General features: G+C 69.7%; 23 protein-coding genes and 1 pseudogene. 11 read left to right on the plus strand and 13 right to left on the minus strand.

Annotated features, from left to right (window positions below; translation table 11 throughout):
• Positions 1-68 precede the first annotated feature (68 nt).
• Positions 69-1,301 (minus strand): cytochrome P450, encoded by a 1,233-nt coding sequence (locus ACRDSQ_RS32325; protein WP_431426408.1) that lies wholly within the window; start codon positions 1,299-1,301, stop codon positions 69-71.
• A 144-nt stretch (positions 1,302-1,445) separates the two neighbouring features.
• Between ACRDSQ_RS32325 and ACRDSQ_RS32330 the strand changes: the two genes are divergently transcribed.
• Positions 1,446-2,558 (plus strand): steroid 3-ketoacyl-CoA thiolase, encoded by a 1,113-nt coding sequence (locus ACRDSQ_RS32330; protein ID WP_431426410.1) that lies wholly within the window; start codon positions 1,446-1,448, stop codon positions 2,556-2,558.
• Here the strand turns inward: ACRDSQ_RS32330 and ACRDSQ_RS32335 are convergent.
• Together ACRDSQ_RS32335 and ACRDSQ_RS32340 are read right to left on the minus strand one after the other, a co-directional pair.
• Positions 2,555-3,457 (minus strand): SDR family oxidoreductase, encoded by a 903-nt coding sequence (locus ACRDSQ_RS32335; RefSeq protein WP_431426412.1) that lies wholly within the window; start codon positions 3,455-3,457, stop codon positions 2,555-2,557. The two genes, ACRDSQ_RS32330 and ACRDSQ_RS32335, sit on opposite strands and share 4 nt — an antisense overlap.
• Complete coding sequence (locus ACRDSQ_RS32340) at positions 3,457-4,206, minus strand: SDR family oxidoreductase (RefSeq protein WP_431426414.1); 750 nt, start codon at positions 4,204-4,206, stop codon at positions 3,457-3,459. Before ACRDSQ_RS32340 ends, ACRDSQ_RS32335 begins: the two co-directional genes overlap by 1 nt.
• Before the next feature lie 78 nt (positions 4,207-4,284).
• On the opposite strand from ACRDSQ_RS32340, the gene ACRDSQ_RS32345 reads away from it, so the two are divergent.
• From ACRDSQ_RS32345 to ACRDSQ_RS32365, 5 genes are all read left to right on the plus strand, one after another.
• Complete coding sequence (locus tag ACRDSQ_RS32345; RefSeq protein WP_431426416.1) at positions 4,285-5,031, plus strand: enoyl-CoA hydratase family protein; 747 nt, start codon at positions 4,285-4,287, stop codon at positions 5,029-5,031.
• Between the two features lie 11 nt (positions 5,032-5,042).
• Positions 5,043-5,900, plus strand: coding sequence for a CoA transferase subunit A (locus ACRDSQ_RS32350; protein WP_431426418.1), 858 nt, complete (start codon positions 5,043-5,045; stop codon positions 5,898-5,900).
• Positions 5,897-6,667, plus strand: a complete 771-nt coding sequence (locus ACRDSQ_RS32355; protein ID WP_431426420.1) for a CoA-transferase subunit beta — start codon at positions 5,897-5,899, stop codon at positions 6,665-6,667. The genes ACRDSQ_RS32350 and ACRDSQ_RS32355 overlap by 4 nt, the downstream gene beginning before the upstream one ends.
• Before the next feature lie 137 nt (positions 6,668-6,804).
• Entirely contained in the window at positions 6,805-7,857 is a 1,053-nt protein-coding gene (locus ACRDSQ_RS32360; protein WP_431426422.1) for an NAD(P)H-dependent flavin oxidoreductase, read from the plus strand.
• A gap of 119 nt (positions 7,858-7,976) precedes the next feature.
• Positions 7,977-9,377 (plus strand): IS1380 family transposase, encoded by a 1,401-nt coding sequence (locus ACRDSQ_RS32365; RefSeq protein WP_431426423.1) that lies wholly within the window; start codon positions 7,977-7,979, stop codon positions 9,375-9,377.
• A 144-nt stretch (positions 9,378-9,521) separates the two neighbouring features.
• Here ACRDSQ_RS32365 and ACRDSQ_RS32370 read toward each other — a convergent pair whose 3' ends face one another.
• From ACRDSQ_RS32370 to ACRDSQ_RS32390, 5 genes are all read right to left on the minus strand, one after another.
• The gene (locus ACRDSQ_RS32370) at positions 9,522-10,901 is read right to left on the minus strand and encodes a WS/DGAT/MGAT family O-acyltransferase (protein WP_431426425.1); all 1,380 of its coding nucleotides are present in this window, start codon (positions 10,899-10,901) and stop codon (positions 9,522-9,524) included.
• Positions 10,902-10,966: 65 nt separating this feature from the next.
• The gene (locus tag ACRDSQ_RS32375; protein ID WP_431426426.1) at positions 10,967-12,121 is read right to left on the minus strand and encodes an acetyl-CoA C-acetyltransferase; all 1,155 of its coding nucleotides are present in this window, start codon (positions 12,119-12,121) and stop codon (positions 10,967-10,969) included.
• Positions 12,122-12,130: 9 nt separating this feature from the next.
• Positions 12,131-12,733, minus strand: a complete 603-nt coding sequence (locus ACRDSQ_RS32380) for a TetR/AcrR family transcriptional regulator (RefSeq protein WP_431426428.1) — start codon at positions 12,731-12,733, stop codon at positions 12,131-12,133.
• 19 nt (positions 12,734-12,752) lie between these two features.
• Positions 12,753-13,532 (minus strand): SDR family oxidoreductase, encoded by a 780-nt coding sequence (locus tag ACRDSQ_RS32385; RefSeq protein WP_431426430.1) that lies wholly within the window; start codon positions 13,530-13,532, stop codon positions 12,753-12,755.
• On the minus strand, positions 13,529-14,653 hold the full coding sequence (locus tag ACRDSQ_RS32390) for an acyl-CoA dehydrogenase family protein (protein WP_431426431.1): 1,125 nt from the start codon (positions 14,651-14,653) through the stop codon (positions 13,529-13,531). Before ACRDSQ_RS32390 ends, ACRDSQ_RS32385 begins: the two co-directional genes overlap by 4 nt.
• 60 nt (positions 14,654-14,713) lie before the next feature.
• Here ACRDSQ_RS32390 and ACRDSQ_RS32395 point away from each other — a divergent pair, with 60 nt between their 5' ends.
• The 4 genes from ACRDSQ_RS32395 to ACRDSQ_RS32410 are packed head-to-tail and all read left to right on the plus strand — an operon-like array spanning position 14,714 to position 19,230.
• Positions 14,714-16,228, plus strand: a complete 1,515-nt coding sequence (locus ACRDSQ_RS32395) for a FadD3 family acyl-CoA ligase (protein ID WP_431426433.1) — start codon at positions 14,714-14,716, stop codon at positions 16,226-16,228.
• On the plus strand, positions 16,225-17,064 hold the full coding sequence (locus tag ACRDSQ_RS32400) for an enoyl-CoA hydratase (protein ID WP_431426435.1): 840 nt from the start codon (positions 16,225-16,227) through the stop codon (positions 17,062-17,064). The genes ACRDSQ_RS32395 and ACRDSQ_RS32400 overlap by 4 nt, the downstream gene beginning before the upstream one ends.
• Entirely contained in the window at positions 17,054-18,172 is a 1,119-nt protein-coding gene (locus ACRDSQ_RS32405; RefSeq protein ID WP_431426437.1) for an acyl-CoA dehydrogenase family protein, read from the plus strand. Before ACRDSQ_RS32400 ends, ACRDSQ_RS32405 begins: the two co-directional genes overlap by 11 nt.
• Positions 18,169-19,230, plus strand: coding sequence for an acyl-CoA dehydrogenase family protein (locus ACRDSQ_RS32410; RefSeq protein ID WP_431426439.1), 1,062 nt, complete (start codon positions 18,169-18,171; stop codon positions 19,228-19,230). Before ACRDSQ_RS32405 ends, ACRDSQ_RS32410 begins: the two co-directional genes overlap by 4 nt.
• Here the strand turns inward: ACRDSQ_RS32410 and ACRDSQ_RS32415 are convergent.
• Positions 19,208-20,788, minus strand: coding sequence for a serine/threonine-protein kinase (locus ACRDSQ_RS32415; RefSeq protein ID WP_431426441.1), 1,581 nt, complete (start codon positions 20,786-20,788; stop codon positions 19,208-19,210). The two genes, ACRDSQ_RS32410 and ACRDSQ_RS32415, sit on opposite strands and share 23 nt — an antisense overlap.
• 44 nt (positions 20,789-20,832) lie before the next feature.
• Here ACRDSQ_RS32415 and ACRDSQ_RS32420 point away from each other — a divergent pair, with 44 nt between their 5' ends.
• Entirely contained in the window at positions 20,833-21,894 is a 1,062-nt protein-coding gene (locus ACRDSQ_RS32420) for an acyl-CoA dehydrogenase family protein (RefSeq protein WP_431426443.1), read from the plus strand.
• Here ACRDSQ_RS32420 and hsaB read toward each other — a convergent pair.
• From hsaB to ACRDSQ_RS32440, 4 genes and pseudogenes are all read right to left on the minus strand, one after another.
• Positions 21,863-22,414 carry a 3-hydroxy-9,10-secoandrosta-1,3,5(10)-triene-9,17-dione monooxygenase reductase subunit gene (gene hsaB, locus ACRDSQ_RS32425; RefSeq protein ID WP_431426445.1) on the minus strand — a complete coding sequence of 184 codons (552 nt, stop codon included), beginning with the start codon at positions 22,412-22,414 and terminating at the stop codon, positions 21,863-21,865. The two genes, ACRDSQ_RS32420 and hsaB, sit on opposite strands and share 32 nt — an antisense overlap.
• Positions 22,411-23,310 carry an iron-dependent extradiol dioxygenase HsaC gene (gene hsaC / locus ACRDSQ_RS32430; protein ID WP_431426447.1) on the minus strand — a complete coding sequence of 300 codons (900 nt, stop codon included), beginning with the start codon at positions 23,308-23,310 and terminating at the stop codon, positions 22,411-22,413. The genes hsaB and hsaC overlap by 4 nt, the downstream gene beginning before the upstream one ends.
• The gene (gene hsaD, locus ACRDSQ_RS32435; protein WP_431426449.1) at positions 23,310-24,170 is read right to left on the minus strand and encodes a 4,5:9,10-diseco-3-hydroxy-5,9,17-trioxoandrosta-1(10),2-diene-4-oate hydrolase; all 861 of its coding nucleotides are present in this window, start codon (positions 24,168-24,170) and stop codon (positions 23,310-23,312) included. Before hsaD ends, hsaC begins: the two co-directional genes overlap by 1 nt.
• A pseudogene (locus tag ACRDSQ_RS32440) lies at positions 24,170-24,545 on the minus strand (3-hydroxy-9,10-secoandrosta-1,3,5(10)-triene-9,17-dione monooxygenase oxygenase subunit); the annotation flags it as partial. The gene hsaD and the pseudogene ACRDSQ_RS32440, both read right to left, overlap by 1 nt.

Here is a 24,545-nt window from a genome sequence, read left to right on the forward strand (position 1 = left end):
CCCCAGTTCCCGACAATGAGTTCTCATTTGAAGGGAGAACTCGCTGTCGGGAACTGGGGACTCGCGGGTTAATTGTAGGCGACCTGGAATTCCTTGATGCCGTTGAGCCAGCCCGACCGCAGCCTGCGCGGCTCCCCGACCTTGCGGATGTCGGGCATGTGGTCGGCGATCGCGTTGAACATCAGGTCGATCTCCATGCGGGCGAGGTTCGCGCCGACGCAGAAGTGGGCGCCGGTGCCGCCGAAACCCAGGTGCGGGTTGGGATCGCGGGTGATGTCGAACTTCTCCGGCGAGTCGAACACGTCGGAGTCGTAGTTGGCCGAGCTGTAGAACAGGCCGACCCGCTGCCCCTTCTTGATCTCCACGCCGCCCAGTTCGGTGTCCTGCGTCGCCGTGCGCTGGAACGACACCACCGGCGTGGACCAGCGGACGATCTCGTCGGCGGTGGTCGAGGGGCGCTCGGCCTTGTACAACTCCCACTGCTCCGGGTTCTCCAGGAACGCGTGCATGCCGTGGGTGATGGCGTTGCGGGTGGTCTCGTTGCCCGCGACCGCGAGCAGCAGGACGAAGAAGCCGAACTCGTCGGAGCCCAGGTTGCCGCCGTCGACGTTGGCGTTGACCAGTTTGGTGACGATGTCGTCGGCCGGGCAGCGCTTGCGTTCCTCCGCCAGGTTCCAGGAGTAGCCGAGCAGCTCCATCGACGCGGCCTCCGGCTCCACGGAGTACTCGGGGTCGTCGTAGGCGATCATCTGGTTGGACCAGTCGAACACCTTGTGCCGGTCGTCCTGCGGGATGCCCAGCAGCTCCGCGATCGCCTGCAGGGGCAGCTCGCACGCGACGTCGGTGACGAAGTCGCCGGTCCCGGTCTCCTTGGCGGCGTGCACGATCCGCGCGGCCCGGCAGGCGAGGGCGTCCTTGAGGCTGTTGACGGCCTTCGGCGTGAACCCGCGGGACACGATCCCCCGCAGCTTGGTGTGGTGCGGCGGGTCGATGTTGATCAGGATGTTGCGCTGCAGGTCGATCTTCTCGCGCTCCATGTCCGGGCCGAACCGGATGATCGCGGTGTTCTCCCAAGTGGAGTACAGCTCGCTGTTGCGCGAGACCTCCTTGACGTCGGCGTGCCTGCTGACCACCCAGTAGCCGTCGTCGCCGAACCCGGCCGTGTTGTGCGGCTGCGCGTTCCACCACACCCCCGCGGTACGCCTCAGCTCTGCGAACTCCTCGACCGGCACGCGCTGGGCGTAGAGGTCGGGGTCGGTGAAGTCGAAGCCATCGGGGATCTCAGCCACGGCTACCTCCATGCTGGAACAGGTTCTATATTCGATTTGAGCATACGGTGTTAACTTTTGGAACCCCAGCAGCAAGATCGATCTCTGGCCAACCTTGCCTGGTTCGATAACGTGTTCTAGTTTGATGGGCGGAAGCCGAGTGGATGGAGTGCGGTCGTGGGCAATCCCGTCATCGTCGAGGCCGTGCGGACCCCCATCGGCAAGCGCAACGGCGCCTTGGCCCACCTGCACGCCGCCGAAATCCTCGGCGCCGCCCAGCGTGGCCTGGTCGAGCGGGCGGGCCTGGATTCGGCGCTCGTCGAGCAGGTCATCGGCGGCTGCGTGACCCAGGCGGGCGAGCAGTCGAACAACGTCACCCGAACGGCCTGGCTGCACGCGGGCCTGCCGCACACCACGGGCTGCATGACGGTCGACTGCCAGTGCGGCTCCGCGCAGCAGTCCACGCACCTGGTGGCGGGACTCATCGCCATCGGGGCAATCGACACCGGCATCGCCTGCGGCATCGAGGCGATGAGCCGAGTGCCCCTGCGCGCGAACGTGGGCGACGCCTCCCCACGCCCGGACTCGTGGTCGATCGACCTGCCCAACCAGTACGTCGCCGCCGACCGGATCGCCGCCAACCGGGGCATCACCCGGTCCGAGGTGGACACTTTCGGTTTCCGCTCGCAGGCGCTGGCGAAACGCGCCTGGGACGAGAGCCGCTACGACCGCGAGATCATCGCGGTCGGCGACGTCACCCGGGACGGCGGTCTGCGGGACACCACGATCGAAGGTCTGTCCGGGCTCAAGCCCGTGCTGGAGGGCGGACTGCACACCGCTGGGACGTCATCGCAGATTTCGGACGGAGCCTCCGCGGTCCTGGTGATGGACCTTGACCGGGCTCGGTCGCTGGGTTTGCGTCCGCGGGCGCGGATCGTCGCACAGTGCCTGGTGGGGGCGGAGCCGTACTACCACCTCGACGGGCCGGTGCAGGCGACCGAGCGGGTACTGCAGCGATGCGGGATGAAGATGGGCGACCTGGACTTGTTCGAGGTCAACGAGGCCTTCGCGTCGGTCGTGCTGTCGTGGGCACGGGTGCACAACCCGGACATGGACAAGGTCAACGTCAACGGCGGCGCCATCGCGCTGGGCCACCCGGTCGGCAGCACCGGCACCCGACTGATCACCACAGTCCTGCACGAGCTCGAACGGCGCGACGGTTCGACAGCCCTGATCTCGATGTGCGCGGGCGGCGCCCTGGCCACCGGCACCATCATCGAACGCCTTTAGGCTCCGTAGACAGGAGCGGCGGGCACCGCCTTGTCGAGCAGGTCGGCCACCACCGGGCCCAGTTCGGCCGGATTCCAGCGAGCGCCCTTGTCCACCGAAGGACCGTGCCGCCAGCCATCGGCGAGGGACACCTTGCCGCCCTCCACCTCGAAGACCCGCCCGGTCACACCGGCGGATTCCGCGCTCCCCAACCACACCACCAGCGGCGAGACGTTCTCCGGCGCCATGGCGTCGAACCCGGAGTCAGGCGCGACCATCGTGTCGGCGAACGCCACCTCGGTCATCCGGGTGCGCGCCGCGGGCGCGATCGCGTTGACCGTGACCCCGTATCGGCCGAACTCCGCCGCCGCCACCAGCGTCAGCCCCGCGATGCCCGCCTTGGCCGCCGAGTAGTTCCCCTGCCCGACGCTGCCCAGCAAACCCGCGCCAGAACTCGTGTTGATGATCCGCGCGTCCACCGGCGAGCCTGCTTTGCTCTGGCCACGCCAGTATTCGGCAGCATGCCGCATCGGGGCGAAGTGCCCCTTGAGGTGCACGCGAATCACCGCGTCCCACTCGGCTTCGCTGAGGTTGACCAGCATGCGGTCGCGCAGGAATCCCGCGTTGTTGACCAGGACATCCAGCCTGCCGAAGGCGTTCACGGCGGTGTTGATCAGGTCGCCCGCGCCTGCCCAGTCGGCGATGTCGGACGTGTCGGCGACCGCCTGCCCACCTGAAGCCTCGATCTCGGCGACCACCTCGGCCGCAGGTCCCGCCGAGGTGGATGACCCGTCGAGCGCCGCGCCGAGGTCGTTGACGACCACCTTCGCTCCCTCGGCGGCGAAAGCCAGGGCGTGGGCGCGGCCGATCCCCCGCCCAGCGCCGGTGACGACGACGACCCGGTCCTGACACAGCCCCATCAGTTCTCCCTGGTATCGCTCGCGGACAGGAACGCGGGGACTTCGCCCCCGCCATGCACCAGAAGCGTCGCCCCGGTGACGTAGGACGCCATCGGCGAGGCCAGGAACACCGCGCACGCGCCGATCTCGTCGGGCTCGGCGAGTCGTCCTATCGGGACGGTCGCGCCGACCGCGGCCACCCCCGCGTCGTCGCCGTAGTGCAGTTCGGCCAGCTCGGTGCGGACCATGCCGACCGCCAGCGCGTTGACTCGCACGTGTGGCGCCCACTCGATCGCCAGGCTGGCGGTCAGGTTGTTCAGGCCCGCCTTGGCCGCGCCATACGCGGCCGTGCCGGGCGAGGGGCGGGTGCCGCTGATACTGCTCACCATCACCACCGATCCCGAGCGCTCGGCCAGCAGCGGATACGCGCGCTGGGCGACGATCAGCGGGGCGAGCAGGTTCAGTTCGACGACCTTCGAGTGGAAGCGCGGGGAGACCTCGGCGGCCTTGGCGAACGGCGCGCCGCCCGCGTTGTTGACCACCGTGTCGAGCCTGCCGTAGCGCCCGCGGACGGTCTCGATGAGCGCGTCGACCTGCTCGGCGTCGCGTACGTCGCACTGGACGAACTCGCCGAGCGGGACGTCCGGGGGTGTTCTTCCGCAGGTCACGACGGTCGCGCCTGCTTTGTGGAACGACCGGGTGATGCCCGCGCCGACGCCGCGCTCGCCGCCGGTCACCAGCACCACCGAGTCCGGCAGGGACAAGCTCACCAGTGCCTCCTAGCCGTCGTCGGGATGCGCTGCTAACGTACCAAGCAATCGCTAGGTTTGGAAGGAGGCGGGCCCGCCATGGGCATCACGACCAGCCGCGTGGACACGGGTGTCGCGGTTGTCACCGTCGACTTCCCGCCGGTCAACGCGATCCCCGTGCGGGGGTGGTTCGACCTGGCAGACGCGGTGACCGCGGCGGGCCGCGACGAGTCGACGCATGTGGTGGTGCTCCGGGCGGAGGGGCGCGGGTTCAACGCGGGCGTGGACATCAAGGAAATCCAACGCGCGAGCGGGTATGACGCGCTGGTCGGCGCGAACCGTGGCTGCTACGCGGCTTTCGCCGCGGTGTATGACTGCGCGGTGCCCGTGATCGTGGCGGTGCACGGGTTCTGCCTCGGTGGTGGGATCGGTCTCGTCGGCAACGCCGACGTCGTCATCGCCAGCGAGGACGCGACGTTCGGACTGCCCGAAGTGGACCGTGGGGCGTTGGGCGCGGCAACACATCTGGCGCGGCTCGTCCCCCAGCATCTGATGCGCACGCTGTATTTCACCGGGCGGTCGGTCGACGCCGCGACGTTGCTCCACTATGGATCCGTGTATGAGGTAGTCCCTCGCGCGTCGCTTGATTCGGCCGCTTTGGCGCTGGCGAAGGAGATCGCGGCGAAGGACACGCGGGTGATCCGGCGGGCCAAGGAAGCGATCAACGGCATCGACCCGCAGCCGGTGCACCGCAGCTACCGCTTCGAGCAGGGATTCACCTATGAGCTCAACCTGATCGGCGCGTCCGACCACGCCCGCCAGTCCTTTCTGGACGGCACGAGCTAGAGAGGATCACGGTGCGCGACAAGCGGATGACGGCCGACGAGGTGGTGGCCTGCCTGTCCGACGGGATGACGGTCGGAATCGGCGGCTGGGGCTCGCGGCGCAAGCCGATGGCCTTGGTGCGGGCCATCCTGCGGTCGAAGTTGAAGGACCTGACAGTGGTGTCGTACGGCGGGCCGGACGTCGGCCTGCTGTGCGCGTCGGGGCAGGTGCGCAAGGTGGTGTTCGGGTTCGTCTCACTGGACACGGTCGCCTACGACCCGTGGTTCAAGCAGGCCAGGGAGAACGCGCGGATCGAGGTGCGCGAGCTGGATGAGGGAATGCTCCAGTGTGGACTGCGTGCTGCCGCGCACCGGTTGCCGTTCCTGCCGATCCGCGCGGGCCTCGGCTCGGATGTCCTGCGGCTCGACCCGACGCTGCGCACGATCCGGTCACCGTATGACGACGACGAGGAACTGGTCGCGATGCCCGCGCTGCGGCTCGACGCGGCGTTGGTCCACCTCAACCGCGCCGACCGCCACGGCAACGCGCAGTACCTCGGGCCGGACCCCTACTTCGACGACCTGTTCTGCCTGGCCGCCGAACGCCGCTACGTCTCGTGTGAGCGGATAGTCGACACCGCCGAGCTGACGGCCACGGCGCCCGTGCAGACGTTGCTGCTCAACCGAATGATGGTCGACGGTGTCGTGGAAACACCACGCGGCGCCCATTTCACCAGCTGCGCCCCCGACTACGGCCGCGACGAAGCCTTCCAGCGCGCGTACGCCGCCGCGGCCGCCGACCCGGCGCTGTGGTCCGAGTTCACCAACCGCTACCTGTCCGGCGACGAAGCCGCCTACCAGTCCGCCACGCTCGCGGAGGTGCCCGCGTGACCCCGACCAGAGCCGACATCTGCGCCGTCGCCTGCGCCGAACTGTTTCGCGGGGACGGCGAGATCCTGGCCAGCCCCATGGGAACCATGCCCACCCTGGGCGCTCGACTGGCCCGGCTGACCTTCGCCAGGGACCTCCTGATCTCCGACGGCGAAGCCATGCTGTTCGAGGACACCCCCGCCCTCGGCGCGTCGGGCCAGGTCGAGGGCTGGCTGCCGTACCGAGCGGTGTTCGACGTCCTGGCCTGGGGCCGCAGACACGTCGTCATGGGCGCCAACCAGATCGACCGCTTCGGCAACCAGAACATCTCCTGCATCGGCGACCACACCCAACCCACCCGCCAACTCCTCGGCGTACGCGGCGCCCCAGGAAACACCGCCAACCACCGAACCAGCTACTGGGTCCCGAAACACAGCCCCCGCGTCTTCGTCGAGCGGGTCGACATGGTCTCGGGAGTCGGTTATGACCGGGCCGAGGGCAACCGCTTCCATGACATCCACCGGGTGGTGACCGACCTGGCCGTCCTCGACTTCGACACCCCAAACCACACCATGCGACTCGTGTCGGTACATCCGGGAGTGACAGTCGCCGAGGTGGAGGCCGCGACGGGGTTCACTTTGTCCGTCGAGGACGCAGTCGAGACCCGAATGCCGACGGCCGAGGAACTGACGCTCCTGCGAACCCTCGACCCCAACCACTTGAGGGACCGCGAAGTCCGCTCCCCCAAGCCCAAGCCAACAGACCAAAACCTCGCCCGAAGTTCTTGATTCGCGACCGAAAGCCCAAAATCGCAGCCCCCACCCGTCCCGGGGGGACGTCCCTTGTCCAGTGTATCGGGGGTCATGGGTCGGTGGGGTGTTGTTGATCTTCCTGTGGATAGCCGGAGGTAGCTGTGGATAAGTCGATGGAGACGGCGTTCACGAGGTTGGTTGGGGTTCGGTATCCGGTGGTGCAGACCGGGATGGGGTGGGTGGCGGGGCCCCGGCTCGTCGGCGCGGTGGCGCAGGCCGGTGGGCTTGGGATTCTTGCCTCGGCGACCATGAGCTACGACGAGTTGGCCAAGGCGATCGCGGAGACCAAGGGGCGCACGGACAAGCCGTTCGGGGTGAACCTGCGGGCCGACGCGGTGGACGCGCCCGAGCGGGTGGATCTGTTGATTCGTGAGGGTGTCAAGGTCGCGTCGTTCGCGTTGGCGCCCAAGAAGGAGTTCATCGGGAAGCTCAAAGACCACGGTGTCGTTGTGATTCCGTCCGTCGGTGCCGCGCGGCATGCCGAGAAGGTGGCTGGGTGGGGGGCGGACGCGGTCATCGTGCAGGGTGGTGAAGGCGGTGGGCATACCGGGTCGGTGGCCACGACGCTCCTGCTTCCCTCCGTTGTGGACAGTGTGGACATTCCGGTGGTCGCGGCGGGCGGGTTCTTCGACGGGCGTGGGCTGATGGCGGCGTTGTCCTATGGGGCGGCGGGAATCGCCATGGGAACCCGCTTTCTGCTCACCAAGGAGAGCACCGTGCCCGACGAGGTGAAGCGCGCCTACCTGCAGCGCGGGCTCGACGGGACGGTCGTAAGCATCCGCGTCGACGGGATGCCGCACCGCGTGCTGCGCACGGAGTTGGTGGACAAGCTCGAGAAGTCCGGCCGACTCCGGGGCCTGGCCACCGCCGCCCGCAACGCCTTCCGGTTCCGTGCGATGACGAAGCTGACCTGGTCGGCGATGGTCCGCGAAGGCCTGGCCATGCGCCACGGCAAGGAGTTGAGCTGGTCGCAGGTGATCATGGCCGCGAACACGCCGATGCTGCTCCGCTCCGGCCTGGTCGAGGGCAACACCGACGCGGGCGTGCTCGCCAGCGGGCAGGTCGTCGGCCTGCTCGACGATCTCCCGACCTGCGCGGACCTGATCGACGCGATCATGGCCCAAGCCCATGAGACCGCCGAGCGACTGGCCGAACTCACCTCTTAGCCTCGATCCGTGGAGCGAGTGGGTGTTCGTTCGGCGTGGTGACGTAGGAAGTGCCTTCTGGGTCGGGAGAATCTGGAGTGTCTAGGTCCCGATTCAACCGATCCAAGAAGGCACTGACGGTGAAGCTACCTGATGGTTGGTCGCGGGCGCGGTTCATCTTCGATGATGAGAACCTCGTGTCGTGCGCGGGACTGGTGCCGGTGATGGCGCTGGCCGAGCAAGCGGGCTTGTCCGAGTTGGTCTCGACGAAGGTCGCGATCACCCCGACGCGGGTGAAGTCGGCCGGGGTGAACCCGGCGGGCAAGGTCACCTCGATCGTGGCGGGGATGGCCGCGGGGGCGGACAGCGTCGAGGACCTGCAGGTGATCCGTTCCGGTGGGATGCCACGGTTGTTCGGCGAGGTGTACGCGCCGGCCACGTTGGGCCAGTTCCTGCGGGAGTTCACCCACGGCCACAGCCTGCAGTTGGCGTCGGTGGCGCGGGCACACCTGGTCAACCTCGTGGCGGCGACCGGGTTGTTGCCCGGGATCGAGCACCAGGCGTATGTGGACATCGACTCGCTGCTGCGCCCGGTCTACGGGCCCGCGAAGCAGGGCGCGAGTTTCGGGCACACCAAGATCGCCGGTAAACAGGTGTTGCGCCGGGGTCTGTCGCCGTTGGCCACCACCATCAGCACGCGTGAGGGGGCGCCGGTGGTGGCCGGGATCCGGCTGCGCGCGGGGAAAGCCGGCTCCGGCAAAGGCGCGGCCACGATGGTGGCCGAGGCGATCGGCACCGCCCGCGCCGCCGGAGCCTGCGGTGAGATCCTGGTGCGCGGGGACTCGGCCTACGGCAACAGCGCCGTGGCCGCCGCCTGCGTGCAAGCCGGGGCGCGGTTCTCGCTGGTGCTGCTGAAGAACCGGCCCGTGCAACGGGCCATCGCCTCGATCGACGAGGCCGCATGGACCCCGGTGAACTATCCGGGCGCCGTCCTCGACCCCGACACCGGCCAGCTGATCTCCGACGCCGAGGTCGCCGAGGTGGAGTTCACCGCGTTCGCCTCGACCAAGCGCCCAGCCACCGCCCGGTTGATCGTGCGCCGCGTCCGCGATCGGGCCAAGACCGACGAGCTGTTCCCGGTCTGGCGCCATCATCCGTTCTTCACCAACAGCACCGAGCCGACCGCGGCCGCCGACATCACCCACCGCCGCCACGCCATCATCGAGACCGTGTTCGCCGACCTGATCGACGGCCCGTTGGCGCACCTGCCCTGCGGCCGATTCGCCGCGAACAGCGCGTGGGCGATCTGCGCCGCGATGACCCACAACCTGCTGCGCGCCGCCGGTTCTCTCACCAGCGACCGGCACGCGCTCGCCCGCGGCGCGACGCTACGGCGTCAACTCGTCACCGTGCCCGCCCGGCTGGCCCGACCGCAACGCCGCCGAGTGCTCCACCTGCCCGCGCACTGGCCCTGGACCGATGCCTGGACCCGGCTGTGGAACGCCATCTTCGCCACCAGCCCACCAGCCGCCGCAGCCTGACCACGACCCCCGCCCGCTACGGGCACAACCGGAGACCACAGCGGACAAGCTGGACCAGGCCAGCAGGTCAGTCCTGCCCCGACATCACGACAAGATCAACAACCACAGCGAAGATCAACGCCCGGCCGCTCCACGGATCCAGGCTTAGGCAATGACGAGTTCCTTCTCCATCGCCGCCAGGCTCGTCTCCAGGTGCGCGAGCAGCCGCTGCAGGTGTGGAACGGTGCGGCGGCACCCGGTCAGGCCGAACTCCAGGCTGCCATCGTAGCTGGTCACCGTGATGTTGAGCGCCTGCCCCTCATACGGGATCGACACCGGGTACACGCCCTCCATCCGCGCGCCGTTCCAGTACAGCGGGCGCTTCGGGCCAGGCACGTTCGAGATCAGCAGGTTGAACGCAGGCGGCGTCAGCTTCTGCGCGCCCGGCACCAGGGCCACCGCGAGCGGGGCGAACGGGATGGCGCTGAGCGCGGTGATCTGGAGCTGGCTCATGCCGCTGTAGAACTGCTTGCCGCGCCGCATGGAGTCCGAGATGGCGGTGAGGCGCTCCACCGGGTCCTCGACGTCGGTGGCCAGGGTGCACAGGATGAGGCCGACGGCGTTGCCGCCCGCGTCGCCGTCGCTGTCCGAGCGCAGGGAGATGGGGACGGCAGCGACCAGCGGTTTGTCCGGCAGCGCGCCGAGTTCGATCATGTACTCGCGCAGCGCGCCCGCGCACATGGCCAGCATGACGTCGTTGACGGTGGCGCCCGCGGCGACGCCGACGGCCCGGATGCGGTCCATCGGCCAGCCCTGGGCGGCGAACCGGCGGGCACCGGTGATCGGGACGTTGAACATCGACTTCGGGGCCTCGAAAGGCAGCGTCGCCGACTGCTCCTGAAACACCTGATTGGCGTAGCGCACGACGGCCGGGGCGAGGCTGATCACGTCGCGGACCGCGCCGAAGGCGTTGGCGATGCCACCTAGCGGCGAGCCCTCGCCGCCGCGCGGCGCCGCGGCCGCGTCGGTGCGCATCCGCGGGGACCACGGGGGACGCATGTCGCGCTCGTCCGGGTCCTCCGACAGCGACTTCTGCAGCAGCCGCAGCGCGGACACACCGTCGACCAGCGCGTGGTGGACCTTGGTGTACACGGCGAACCGGTTCTCCGACAGGCCGTCGATCAGGTGCGCCTCCCACAGCGGCCGGTGCCGGTCGAGCAGCGAGCCGTGCAGCCGCGACACCAGCTCCAGCAGCTGGCGGACCTGGCCCGGCGCGGGCAGCGCGGACAGCCGGACGTGGTACTCAAGATCGATGTCGTCGTCGTTGGCCCACGCGAGTGGACCGACCGTCCCCAGGCCACGTGGCCGACGCCGGAACAGCGACCCGATGTCGACTTCGGACAGCAGCTCGCGGTGCAGGTTCCCCACGAAGTCCGGCCCGGCGCCCTCCGGACGCTGGAACAGCTGCAGCCCGCCGACGTGCAGGGGATGCTCCCGCGACTCGCCGAGCAGGAACATCGAATCCGTCACGGGCATCATCGCCATCGCGTTCCTCCTGGTTCGGGTGGTCCCGAAGGGTCAACGCTGCCACTCGGACGTGGTTACCGCAATCAACCGAGACGTTCGACAATGGTGACGTTGGCCTGACCGCCACCTTCGCACATCGTCTGCAGGCCGAACCGCCCGCCAGTGCGCTCCAACTCGTGCAGCAGCGTGGTGAAGAGCTTGGTTCCGGTTGCGCCGATCGGGTGTCCCAACGCGATCCCGCCGCCATTGACGTTGACCTTCGCCGGGTCCGCCCCGGTCTCGCGCATCCACGCGAGCGGCACGCTGGCGAAAGCCTCGTTCACCTCGAACAAGTCGATATCCGAAATGGACATTCCGGCCTTGTCCAAGGCGAAGCGCGTGGCCCTGATCGGCGCGGTGAGCATGTAGACCGGGTCGTCGCCGCGCGCGGACAAATGGTGGATACGCGCGCGCGGGGCAAGGCCATGCTCTTTGACCGCGCGCTCGGACGCCACGAGGACCGCGCCGGCCGCATCGGAGATCTGGCTGGCCATGGCCGCGGTCGAGATCCCGCCCTCACGCAGCGGCTTGAGTCCCGCCATCTTCTCCAGCGACGTGTCCCGGCGGGGGCCCTCGTCGACGAGGGTCTCTCCGATCGGGACGAGCTCGCGGTCGAACCGGCCCTCGTCGATCGCGGCGACCGCGCGCTGGTGGCTCGACAGGGCGAACCGCTCCATCTCCTCGCGCCCGATCCCCCAGCGCTCGGCGATCATGTCCGCCGAGCGGAACTGGTCGACCTCCTCGGCGCCATAGCGCGCGGCCCAGCCGGTCGACCCGGACATCGGGGTCGGGAAGCCGAACTGCTGCCCGACGGTCATCGCCGAGCCGATCGGGATCTGACTCATCGACTGCACGCCGCCCGCGACGACCAGGTCGGCGGTGCCGCTGAGCACGGCCTGCGCGGCGAAGTGCAGCGCCTGCTGGCTCGACCCGCACTGCCGGTCGACGGTCACCCCGGGCACCTCGTCGCTGAACCCCGCGGCCAGCCAGGACAGCCGCGCGACGTCCCCGGCCTGCGGCCCGATGGTGTCGACACAGCCGAAGACCACGTCGTCGACGGCCGCCGGGTCCACGTCCGTGCGACCCATGAGCGCGCGCAGCACGTGCGCGCCGAGGTCGAGCGGGTGCACGCCGCTGAGCGCTCCACCGCGCCTGCCGCTGGGGGTGCGCAGGGCGTCGACGATGTAGGCCTCGGCCACGGTCTCTCCTTAGCTCTTGGTGGCGATCCCATCGAGGAGGATGCCGAGGTACTGCCTGGCGATGTCGTCGTGGCCGAGCGGGCCGCCGGGGCTGTACCAGCGGACGGCGACCCAGACGGTGTCGCGCAGGAAGCGGTAGGCGACCTCGACGTCGAGGTCGGGGCGGAACGCGCCGCGGGCGATGCCGTCGGTGAGGATGGTCGACCACATCTTGCGGAACTGGACGTTGCGTTCCTCGATGTAGCCGAACCGCTCGAACCCGGCCAGGTACCCGGCTTCGTTCTGATAGATCGCCACCTCGGCGTGCCGCTCGTCGATCACGGCGAAGGAGGCGGCGACGATGGCTTCCAGGGTCTCACGGGGGCCGAGGCCGCGGGCGAGGATCTCGTCGTAGCGGCCGAAGAGCGCGTCGAGGAAGCCGGTGAGGATCTCGTCCACCATCGACTCTTTGGAGTCGAAGTGGTGGTAGAGGCTGCCGGACAGGATGCCCGCGCGGTCGGCGATGTCGCGGACCGTGGTGGCCCGGAACCCGCGCTCGGCGAACATGTCGGCGGCGAGCGCGAGCAGTTCGGCGCGTCTGCCGGTGCCCTCGGACGGCTTCCGTTCTCGCATGTCTGGGGTGTTCCTTCGCTCAGGGGTGCTGGCTGCTGACCGAGATGACCTCGCCGGTGAGGTAGGAGGCGTAGTCGCCTGCCAGGAACACCATGACATTGGCGACTTCCCACGGCTCGGCGGCCCTGCCGAACGCCTCCCTGCCCGCGAGTTCGGTGAGCAGTTCGTCGCTGGTCACCTTGGCGAGGAACGGATGCATGGCCAGGCTGGGCGCGACGGCGTTCACCCGGATGCCGTGTTCGGCGACGTCGACGGCGGTGCACCTGGTCAGCGCCATCACCCCGGCCTTGGCCGCGGCGTAGTGCGCTTGGCCTTGCTGCGCGCGCCAGCCGATGACGGAGGCGTTGTTGACGATCGACCCGCCGCCACCCTGGGCGATGAACTGCCGCACCGCCGCCCGGGTGCAGCGGAACGTGCCGTTGAGCGTGACGTCGAGGACGCGGGACCACTCGTCGTCCGCCATGTCCACAATGGACTTGGTGCCGCCGAGACCGGCGTTGTTGACCAGGACGTCGATGCGCCCGAAGTGGTCGGCGGCCCCGTCGATCAGGGCCTGCACGTGGGTTTCGTCGGTCACATCGCAGACCAGGGAGTGCACGTTGCCGGGGTGGTCGGCGGCGAGTTTGGCGGCGGTCTCGGCGAGCCGGCGCTCGTGCCAGTCGCTGACGACGACCTTGGCGCCCTCCTCCAGCGCGCGGCGGGCGACCGCGGAGCCGATGCCGGTGCCCGCGGCGGCGGTCACGACGACGATCTTGCCGTCGAGCAGGGCGTGCCCGGCCGGGTAGGACGGAACGTTCATGGGCGCGCCTCTCGCGGCAGGCCGAGCACGCGCTCGGCGATGATGTTGCGCTGGATCTCGTCGGAGCCGCCGTAGATCGTGTCGGCCCGGCTGAACAGGAACAGCCGCTGCCACTCGTCGAGGCCGTCCGGGGTGAGCATCGACGCCGCGCCGACGACGTCCATGGCGAGTTCGCCGAGGCCGCGGTGCCACCGGGACCAGACGAGCTTCGCGACGGAGGCGTCGGTGCCGCGCACGGCGTAGGCGTGCATGACCTCCAGGCCGACGCGGGCGCGGGCGAGCCGTTCGGCGATCGCCGGATCGTCGGCGGCGCCATTGCGAAGAGCCAGGTTGGCGAGTGCGTCGAGTTCGCGACGGAAGCCGACCTGCTGGCCGAGGGTGGCGACGCCGCGCTCGAAGGACAGCGTGCCCATGGCGACCTTCCAGCCGCCGCCGGGCTCGCCGACGACCAGGTCGGCGGCCGTGCGGGCGCCGTCGAAGAAGACCTCGTTGAACTCGGAGGTCCCGGTGAGCTGGACGATCGGACGGACCTCGACACCGGGTTGGTCCATGGGGACAAGCAGGTAGGACAGGCCGTGGTGGCGCTGCGATCCGGGTTCGGTGCGGGCGATCACGAAGCACCAGTCGGCCAGGTGCGCCAGCGAGGTCCACACCTTCTGCCCGGTGATCACCCACTCGTCGCCGTCGCGGCGGGCCGAGGTACGCACGGACGCCAGGTCCGAGCCCGCGTTGGGCTCCGAATAGCCCTGGCACCACAGCTCACGAACGTGCCGGATGCCTGGAAGAAAACGTTTGCGCTGCTCGTCGGCGCCGAACGCGAGCAGGGTCGGGCCGAGCAGTTCCTCGCCGATGTGGCTGACCCGCGCGGGCGCGTCGGCGCGGGCGTATTCCTCGTGGAAGGCGATCTGGTCGGCGAGGCTCGCGGCCCGGCCGCCGTGCTCGACCGGCCAGCCCAGGCAGGTCCAGCCCGCGGCGGCGAGGTGGCGGTCCCAGGCGAGGCGCTCGTCGAAGGCCTCGTGCTCGCGGCCCGGCCCGCCGAGTCCGCGCAGCCGGCGGTACTCGCCGGAGAGGTTGTCGGCCAGCCACTCCCGCGCCGATGCCCGAAAATCGTCCACGCGCACCTCCGCTCTTGCTTCCGCCGGTACAGTAGCCTACCAAGCACTTGCTTTGGAGGAGGTTCGGTGACGACCACCACCCCGGCGGCGTTGCGCGCGGCGGCCGAGCGGTTCGGCGACGGCGAGGCGGTCGCGGACGGCGCGGTCCGGCTGAGCTGGCGAGACCTGCTCGCCGCGGCCGAGACGGTGGCCCGGGCGTTGATCGCCGAAGGCCTTGAGCCTGGCGATCGGGTGGCGCTGTGCGCGCCGAACACCCACCACTGGGTGGCCGCGGTGTTGGGCGCGCAGTACGCGGGTTGCGTGGCGGTGCCGGTGAACACGCGGTTCACCGGGCCGGAGATGGCCGACATCCTGACCCGCAGCCGGGCCCGGGCGCTGTTCGTCGTGGGGACTTTCCTAGGCGTGGACCGACTCGCACGGTTGCGGGGCGCCCTGGACGGGGTGACCGTCATCCGGATTCCCGGCGAGGGCGACCGGCAGGCGCCGGACGTGATCGAGTGGGCGGCGCTGGACGCGGTCGCGGAGCGGGTGCCGGTGGAGGTGGCGCGGGCGCGGGCCGACGCGGTCACGCCGGACCAGGTGTCCGACATCCTGTTCACCTCAGGGACCACCGGCCGCAGCAAGGGCGCGATGACCGCCCATCGGCAGGCGCTCGGTGTGGCCGCCGCGTGGGTGGAGTGCGGCGAGGTGACCTCGGCCGACCGGTACCTGATCGTCAACCCGTTCTTCCACAGCTTCGGCTACAAGGCGGGCATCCTGGCCGCGCTGCTCAGCGGCGCGACGATGGTGCCGCAGGCCGTGTTCGACCTCGATCGGACGCTGGAACTGGTGGAGCGCGAGCGGATCACCGTGCTTCCCGGGCCGCCGACGATCTACCAGACAATGCTCGACCGGCCAGGCAACCGCCCGTCGACGCTGCGGCTGGCGGTGACCGGGGCCGCGCCTGTGCCGGTCGTGCTGGTCGAGCGGATGCGCTCGGAGCTGAGCTTCCAGACGGTGCTCACCGCGTACGGGCTGACCGAGGCGGTCGTGGTGACGATGTGCCGACCTGGTGACGCGCCGGAGACCGTGTCCCGCACGTCCGGGCGCGCGGTCGCGGGCTTCGACGTCCGGATCGCCGAGGACACCAGGGAAATCCTGGTGCGCGGACCCAACGTCATGCTCGGCTACCTCGACGATCCAGGGGCCACCGCGCAGGCGATCGACGCCGACGGGTGGCTGCACACCGGCGATGTGGGCGTGCTCGACGCGGACGGACACCTGACGATCACCGACCGGCTCAAGGACATGTATGTGTGCGGCGGATTCAACGTGTATCCGGTGGAGGTCGAGCAGGTGCTCGCCCGGCTGCCGGGGGTGTCGGAGTGCGCGGTGGTCGGGGTGCCGCATGAGCGGCTCGGCGAGGTCGGTCGGGCGCACATCATCCTGAGTCCGGGCGCCGAACTGTCCACTGAGGACGTGCTGGCGCACTGCGCGGAACGGCTGGCCAACTACAAGATCCCGCGTTCGGTCGAGTTCCGGACCGACCTGCCGCGCAACGCGACCGGGAAGATTCTCAAGAGAATGCTGAGGGACGGATGACCGAGGTCCTCTACGAGCGGCGCGGCGCGACGGCCGTGGTCACGATGAACCGCCCGGAGTTCCGCAACGCGCAGAACTCGGCGATGACCTACGCGCTGGACGCGGCGTTCGCGCGGGCGGTGGACGACCCCGAGGTCAAGGTGATCGTGCTGGCCGGTGCGGGCAAGCACTTCTCGGCCGGGCACGACATCGGCACGCCGGGCCGGGACGTGGACGTCTCCTTCGAGCGCAAGGCGGTGCTGTGGTGGGACCACGTCGACCGCGCGGGCGGCGACCAGCGGTTCGCCCGGGAGAGCGAGGTCTATCTCGGGATGTGCAGGCGGTGGCGGGAGATCCCGAAGCCGGTGATCGCGATGGTGCAGGGCGCGTGCATCGCGGGTGGGCTGATGCTGGCGTGGGTCTGCGACTTGATCGTCTGCTCCGATGACGCGTTCTTCTCCGATCCGGTGGTGCGCATGGGGATTCCCGGCGTCGAGTACTTCGCGCACCCGTGGGTGCTGGGTCCGCGCGCGGCGAAGGAGTTCCTGTTCACCGGCGACCGGTTCGACGCGGCTTGGGCGTTGCGGCACGGGATGGTGAACCGGGTGGTGCCGCGTTCGGCGCTGGAATCCGAGGTCGAGGCGCTGGCGGCGCGGATCGCGGAGATGCCGCAGTTCGGACTGGCGCTGACAAAGAAGGCCGTCAACCAGGCGGAGGACCAGATGGGGATGCGGGCGGGCATGGACTCGGTGTTCGGCCTGCACCACTTCGCCCACGCGCACAACGCGGAGGTGTCGAAGGATTCCCTCGGCGGCTTGGACGCGCGCTCGATGAAGCAGGCCGCTGATGGATCTTGACCTCTCCTCCGCCGTGGTGGCTTTCCGTGACGAGGTCCGCGCCTGGCTGGCGGACCACGTGCCCGCGGGGTTGCCGTCGATGGACACCGCCGAGGGCTTCGCCGCGCACCGGGAGTGGGAGCGGACCCTGGCCGAGGCGCGGTTGGCGGTGGTGTCGTGGCCCGCCGAGTACACCGGGCGCGACGCGTCGCTGCTGGAGTGGGTGCTGTTCGAGGAGGAGTACTACGCGGCGGGCGCGCCTGGGCGGGTCAGCCAGAACGGGATCTTCCTGCTGGCGCCCACACTGTTCGCGCACGGCACCCAGGAGCAGCGCGACCGGCTGCTTCCCCGGATGGCGCGGGCTCTCGATGTCTGGGCGCAGGCGTGGTCCGAGCCGGAGGCGGGCAGCGACCTGGCCGCGCTGCGCAGCCGGGCGGTGCGTACGGAGGGTGGCTGGCTGTTGTCGGGTCAGAAGACGTGGAGTTCGCGGGCGGCGTTCGCCGACCGGGGCTTCGGCTTGTTCCGCACCAATCCGGAGGCCGTGCGGCACAAGGGTTTGACGTACTTCCTGTTCGACCTGCGGGCCGAGGGCGTGACCGTCCGCCCGATCGATCAACTCGACGGCGAACCCGGCTTCGCGGAGATCTTCCTTGACGACGTCTTCGTCCCCGACCAGGACGTCCTGGGCGCGGTCGACGACGGCTGGCGGGTCGCGATGAGCACGGCCAGCAACGAACGCGGCCTGTCTTTGCGCAGCCCGGGCCGCTTCTTGGCGACCGCGGACCGGCTGGTCGACCTGTGGGCGTCGCGGGGCGACCTGTCTTCCCGCGACCGGGTGGTCGACGCGTGGATCGGGGCGCAGGCCTACCGGCTGCACACCTTCGGCACCGTGAGCCGGTTGGCCGAGGGTGGCGAGCTGGGCGCGGAATCGAGTGTCACCAAGCTGTTCTGGTCCGAGCTGGACGTCAGCCTGCACGAGACCGCGCTTGAGCTGCTTGGGGCTGAGGGTGAGTTGGCGGGGCCCTGGCAGGACGGTTACCTGTTCTCGCTGGCGGGCCCGATCTACGCGGGCACCAACGAGATCCAACGCAACGTCGTGGCCGAACGCCTGTTGGGACTCCCGCGATGAAATTCACCCTGACCGCCGAACAGCGCCAGTTCGCCGCCACCCTTGATGAACTGCTCGCCGCCGCCGCTGCGCCCGCGGCGGCCCGAGCGTGGTCGGCGGGCGACCACGGTCCCGGCCTCGCGATCTGGCGGGAACTCGCCGACCTCGGCGTGATGGCCTTGGCCATCCCCGAACGCTTCGGCGGCCTCGAGGCGACCGCGGTCGACCTGGTGGTCGCCTTCGAGCAGTTGGGCAGGCACGCCGTCCCGGGCCCGCTGGTGGAGTCCGTCGCGGTCGCACCTTCCCTGGCCGACCCGTCCCTGCTCCCGGACTTGGCCTGCGGCAAGGCAATCGCCACGGTCGCCCTCCCACCCCACGTCCCCCACGCCTTGGACGCCGACATAGCCGACGTCATCCTCACCCCACCGTTATCCACACCCGCCCAGACTTGTCCACAGCCCACCCCAACCCTCTCCCCTCCACCCCCAACCCCCGATAGACTGGCCAAGGGACGTCCCCCCTGGGAAGGGCGGGGGCTGCTCGGAGGGCGGGGGCTGCTCGGAGGTCGGCTTGGCGGGGTCGACGGGGTTGTGTCCTCTGTGGATGGAACTCGGCGGCTGTTTCGGGTTGAGGCGGCTGCCGTGGAGCATCCCGCGTTTGAGGTCGGGGTGTTGGCTGTGTCCGCGCAGTTGGTGGGGTTGGGGCAGGGGCTGCTGGAGCGGGCCGTCACCTACGCGAAGACGCGCACGCAGTTCGGTAGTCCCATCGGCCGGTTCCAGGCCGTCAAGCATCAGCTCGCCGATGTCCTCGTCGGGCTCGAACTGGCCCGGCCCTTGGTGTTCGGCGCGGCGGTGACGATGAGCCCACGCGACATCTCGGCGGCCAAGGTGGCCGCGGGCGATGCGGCCGACCGGGCCGCACGGGTCGCGCTGCAGGTGCACGGGGCCGTGGGCTACACGCGGGAATGCGACCTCGGACTGTGGCTCACCAAGGTCCGCGCCCTGCGGTCGGCGTGGGGTACGCCGACCGTGCACCGGGCCCGGGTGCTGGATTCGCTTACTCCGAGTCGGAGTCGATGAGGTACTTGCCGCCGACGAGGATGACCTTGACGTTCCGCTTGCGCATATCCTCGCCCGCGGCGGTGCTCGTGATGACGTCGACCGGCACGTTCACCGAGCCGTCCGGGTTCGGTGTCACGCCCCGCGCGTTGCGGGAGCTGATGTAGCGGAACTGGCCCCAGTACTCATCGAACGCGGCCCGGTCGCCGAAGGCCGCCTTGCCGTTGGGGCCCAGCATGTCCCAGCGCTGGTCGAGGGAGGCCGGTCCGTAGTAGGCGATGACAAGCTCGCCCGCGGCCTGGTAGCTGGTGATCTTCTCCGCACCCGCGACCGTGGTCGGGGGTTGGCTGCTGGGCCGCTGCGACGATGAGGACTCCGGGGGTGAGGCATCGGCGAGATCGCCCTTCCCGGCGTTCATCGCGATGACGGCGATGGTGCCCCCGATCAGCAGCAGCACACCCACGACCGCCGCGATCAGCTTGGTGCGCACCGGGTCCGGCTGCCTGCGCACCGGCGCGGGCCGCTTGGGCTCGTAAGCGGCGGGCTCGTGCCGGACCGGGCGGGTGTCGTGCTGTTCGGTCGGGCGGGACGGGCGCCAGTCGTGCTCCACCGGGCGGGCGGGCGGCGGTACCTGCCTGCGCATCACCGGACGGACCGGTCTGGTCTGCGGCTCGGCCGCCATCGCCAGCTGCGCCAGCTGGGCCGTCGGCGTCGACAGGGTGGCCGCGGCCTCCGCCATCGTCGGGCGGTCCTCGGGTTCGGTGCGCAGCAACGACATCAGGGTCGACGTGAGCGGGCCGGCGTTCTGCGGGCGGTCGACGCGGCCCGACGCCACCGCGTGCAGCAGTGCCAGTGGGTTCGGGTTGAGGCCGAACGGCGGCGTGCCCTCGATCGCGTGGTAGAGCGTGGCGCCGAGGGAGAAGACGTCGGAAGCGTGGCCGGGGTCCTTGCCGCGCGCGATCTCGGGGGCCAGGTAGGCGGGGGTGCCCGCGAGCATGCCGGTCTCGGTGATCGTGCCGTCGCCGAGCGCGCGGGAGATGCCGAAGTCGGTGATCTTCACCGTGCCCTCGTCGGCGAGCAAGATGTTGCCGGGCTTGACATCGCGGTGGACGATCCCGGCCGCGTGGGCGGCGGCGAGCGCCGCGGCGACCTGGTGGCCGATGGAGGCGACCTGCTCCGGAGCCAGCGTTCCGCGCTCGGCCAGGACCGCCGACAGACTCTGCGACTCCAGGTACTCCATCACCAGGCACGGGTCGCCGTCGTGTTCGGCGACGTCGAGCATGGCGATCGCGTTGGAGTGCTGCAGCCGCGCGGCGATCCGCGCCTCGCGCATGGCGCGCCTGCGTGCCTCGTCGGTCTGCGCCGCGCTCAAGCCCGGCCGGACGTGCAGGTGCTTGATCGCGATGACCCGCCCCAGCCGTTCGTCCTTGGCGCGCCACACGACACCCATGGCACCGCTGCCGATGGTCTCCAGCAGCCGGTAGCGATCGGCGACAAGCTGACCCTCTTCGATGACCCGGCACTCCTTGGACTCGACGTTGACATGTGACAGTAGCGAACCCGGTCGGACCAACCGCATTGGTCCGGGTGGTTAACCAAGCGATAGTTTGGTTGAATCGTGGCGTGACTGAAGAGCGGATCGCGCTGCGTGACACCGTGCGGTTGCTGCTGTCGCGCGCCTCGGACGTCCGCACGGCGATGGAGTCCGAACTGGGGTATGACCCGGCTCTCTGGAAACGCCTCTGCGCGGACATCGGCGTCGCCGCGCTCGCGATCCCGGAGCGCTTCGGCGGGCTCGGCGCGGGCATCGCGGAAACCGCCGTGGTCCTGGGTGAACTCGGTCGGACCCTGACACCCGCGCCGCTGCTGGGAACCACTGTCGCCGTGCAGGCGCTGCTGGCCTCCGGCGACGACGACGCGTGCGCCCGACTGCTGCCGGAAATCGCCGCCGGCCGAATCGCGACGCTGGTGTGGTCGGACGCACAGGGAACGTGGGGTCACCCACCCTGCGTAGCGGACGGACAGCGGGTAACCGGGCAGGCGCATTATGTGCTTGATGGTGACATTGCTGACACGGTACTGGTTTTCGCCTTGGCGGGCCCCGAAATCGGCTTGTTCGAGGTGCGGCCGGACGCCCCGGGCTTGGTCCGGACGAGCACCCCGGCCCTCGATCCGACCCGCGGGCTGACGACCGTCACCGTCGACTCCCCGGCCGTGCGACTGGGCGGCGACCTGACGTCCGCGCTGCCCCTCATCCGCGACCTCGCCTGCGTCGCGCTGAGCGCGGAACAGGTGGGCGCGGCAACGCACTGTCTCAATGAGACGGTCGCGTACAGCAAGGAAAGAGTGCAGTTCGGCAGGCCGATCGGCTCGTTCCAAGCGCTGAAACACCGCATGGCGGACCTGCACGTCCTCGTCGAGACCGCGCGGGCCACCGCGGAGGCCGCCGCCGAGGCGGACGAGAACACGCTGCCGGTGCTCGCGGCCGCCGCCAGGGTCCACTGCACGGAGGCGTTTCAGACGGTGGTGGCGGAGATGATCCAGCTGCACGGCGGTATCGCCATCACCTGGGAACACGACGCCCACCTGTACTTCAAACGCGCCCACGGCACCGCACGGCTATTCGGTGGGCCCAGAGATCATCTCGCCCTTTTCACATCCAGTCGTCGTGACGGGACCAGGTGATCAGGTTCTCCAGGATGCCCGGTGTGGCTTCGGAAGTCTCCGTCGCCGCGTAACGCCCGCGGTAGAACAAGAGTGGCCGCTCGTCTTGGGGCTCGCTCAGCGTGGTGACGCGGCCGACCACGACGTAGTGGTCGCCCGCGTCGTGCACGGCCTCGATCGCGCAGTCGATCCACACCAGCACACCGTCGAGCGCGGGCGCCCCCGACGGCGCCGGATGCCAGGGCACACCGGCGAACTTGTCGGCGCCCTTGGTGCCGAAGACGGTGCTGATATCACGCTGGTCGTGGGTGAGGACGTTGACGCAGAAGTGACCCGCGCGTTCGATGGCGGGCCAGGCGCGGGACTGCTTTCCCGGGCAGAACAACACCAGCGGCGGGTCGAGCGACAGCGCGGCGAAGGACTGGCAGGCGAACCCGACCGGCTCGCCGCCGTCCATCGCGGCCACCACGGTCACCCCGGTGCAGAAATGTCCGAGCGCGGCACGGAACGTCTTGGGATCGACGGTCGTCGCCACGGTCATCGCATGCCCACGCCGAAGTCGTGGCCCCACAGCGACACCGCCGTGCTCTCGCGGGCGATCCAGTCCTCGTCGTCGACCTGCCTGCCCTCGCAGCCGAACTCGACGTCGAACCCGCCGGGCGTCTTCATGTAGAACGACAGCATCAGGTCGTTGACGTGCCTGCCGAGCGTCGCCGACATCGGCACCTTGCGCCGCAGTGCGCGGTCCAGGCACAGCCCGACATCGTCGGAGTTCTCCACTTCGACCATCAGGTGCACGATCCCGCTCGGGGTCGGTATCGGAAGGAACGCCAGGCTGTGGTGGCGCGGGTTGCAGCCGAAGAACCGCAGCCATGCGGGCGCCCCGTCGGCCGGTCGCCCGACGAGCTGCGGTGGCAGCCGCATCGAGTCGCGCAGTCGGAAGCCAAGCACATCGCGGTAGAACCGCAGCGCGGCTTCATCATCCTTTGTGGACAGCACCACATGCCCGAGCCCCTGCTCGCCGGTGACGAACCGGTGACCATACGGGCTGACCACCCGGCGGTGCTCCAAAGCCGCGCCGTGGAACACTTCCAGGGTGTTGCCCGACGGGTCGTCGAACCTGATCAGCTCAGCGACCCGGCGGTCGGCGAGTTCCTCGGCGGTGGCTTCCTTGAACGCCACCTCGGCGACGGACAGGTTCGCCCGCACCTCCTCCAACTCGGCCGCGTTGGCCGCCTCCCAGCCGGACGCGGAGAGCCGGTCCGCGTCGCCGGGGACGATCACCAACCGGGCCGGAAAGTCGTCCATCCGCAGGTAAAGCGCTTCCGGGTCGCCGCCCTTGCCTTCGACCATCCCGAGCACTTTGAGGCCGTACTCGCGCCACGCGGGCATGTCGGTGGCCTCGATGCGCAGGTACGCCAGGGACCGGATACCCATCACTTGCCCCCATCGGTGAGAAAGTCCAGCACCAGCCGGTTGAACTCGTCGAACTTCTCCAGCTGCGCCCAGTGTCCACACCGGCCGAACACATGCAACTGCGCACGGGAGATGAGCTTCAGCGCGACGAGCGCGCCGTCGAGCGGGTTGACCCGGTCTTCGCGCCCCCACACCAGAAGCACCCGCTGCCGCAGCCGGTGCGCCTCGCGCCACAGCATGCCTTCCTCGAAGGTGTCGGGGCGCATGAAGGAGGCGCCCATGGACGCCATGGCACGCAGGGAATCCGGGTTCGCGGCGGCCTCGAACCGTTCGTCGACCAGTTCGTCGGTCACCAGCGAGCGGTCGAACACCAGGGTGCGCAAGAACTCCGCGAGCTTCTCCTTGGACGGTCCGGGCGGCGCGCCGAACCGGGCGAGCTTCCGCACGCCCTCGGTCGGGTCCGGGGAGAAGACGTTGAGGCTGAGCCCGCCCGGCGCCATCAACACGAGCCTGCCCGCCCGATCCGGGTGCCGCAGGGCGAACCGGACCGCGGTGCCCCCGCCGAGCGAATTGCCTACCAGGTCGGCCTTCTCGACACCGAGCGCGTCCAGGGTGGACAGCAGCGCGTCGGCGCTGAACGTGAAGTACTGCCCTTGCACCTCGGGCCGGTCGGACTTCCCGTAGCCGGGTTGGTCGATCAGGATCGTGCGGAACCGTTCGGCGAACACCGGGAAGTTCCGCCCGAAGTTGCTCCACCCGGACGCGCCAGGCCCACCGCCGTGCAGCAACACCACGGGGGCACCGGAGCCCGATTCCTGGTAGTGCACCTGGTATCCACCGGCGTCCACAAAGCCGGACCGGGTATCCACAGTGGACGTCATCAGACCCACGCGTCCCGCACCGGCAGACCAAGTTCGGACTGCCCATACATGGCCAGTGCCTTCTCCGGGTCGTTGATGGCGTGGACCCGGCCCGCGTGCGCGTCGCGCCAGAAGCGCTGGATGGGCGTGCCCGCCTTCAGCCCGCGGCCGCCCGCGCTCTCGAAAAGCCGGTCCACCGCGCCGATCGCGGCCCCGGTCGCGTTGACCTGGTCGCGGCGCACGCGCATCCGCAGCGTCATCGGGATCCTCTCCCCTGCCTCGGCGAAAGCGAGTTCCTCGTCGATGTCACGCTCGATCGCGCTGATGGCGCCGTCGATGCGGCTCGCGGCGTCGGCGATGCGCAGCTGGGTGAAGGAGTCGTCGGCGGCCTTGCCG

Origin of the sequence: Actinokineospora sp., from assembly GCF_050699995.1 — a bacterium.
Taxonomy (GTDB): Bacteria; Actinomycetota; Actinomycetes; order Mycobacteriales; family Pseudonocardiaceae; genus Actinokineospora.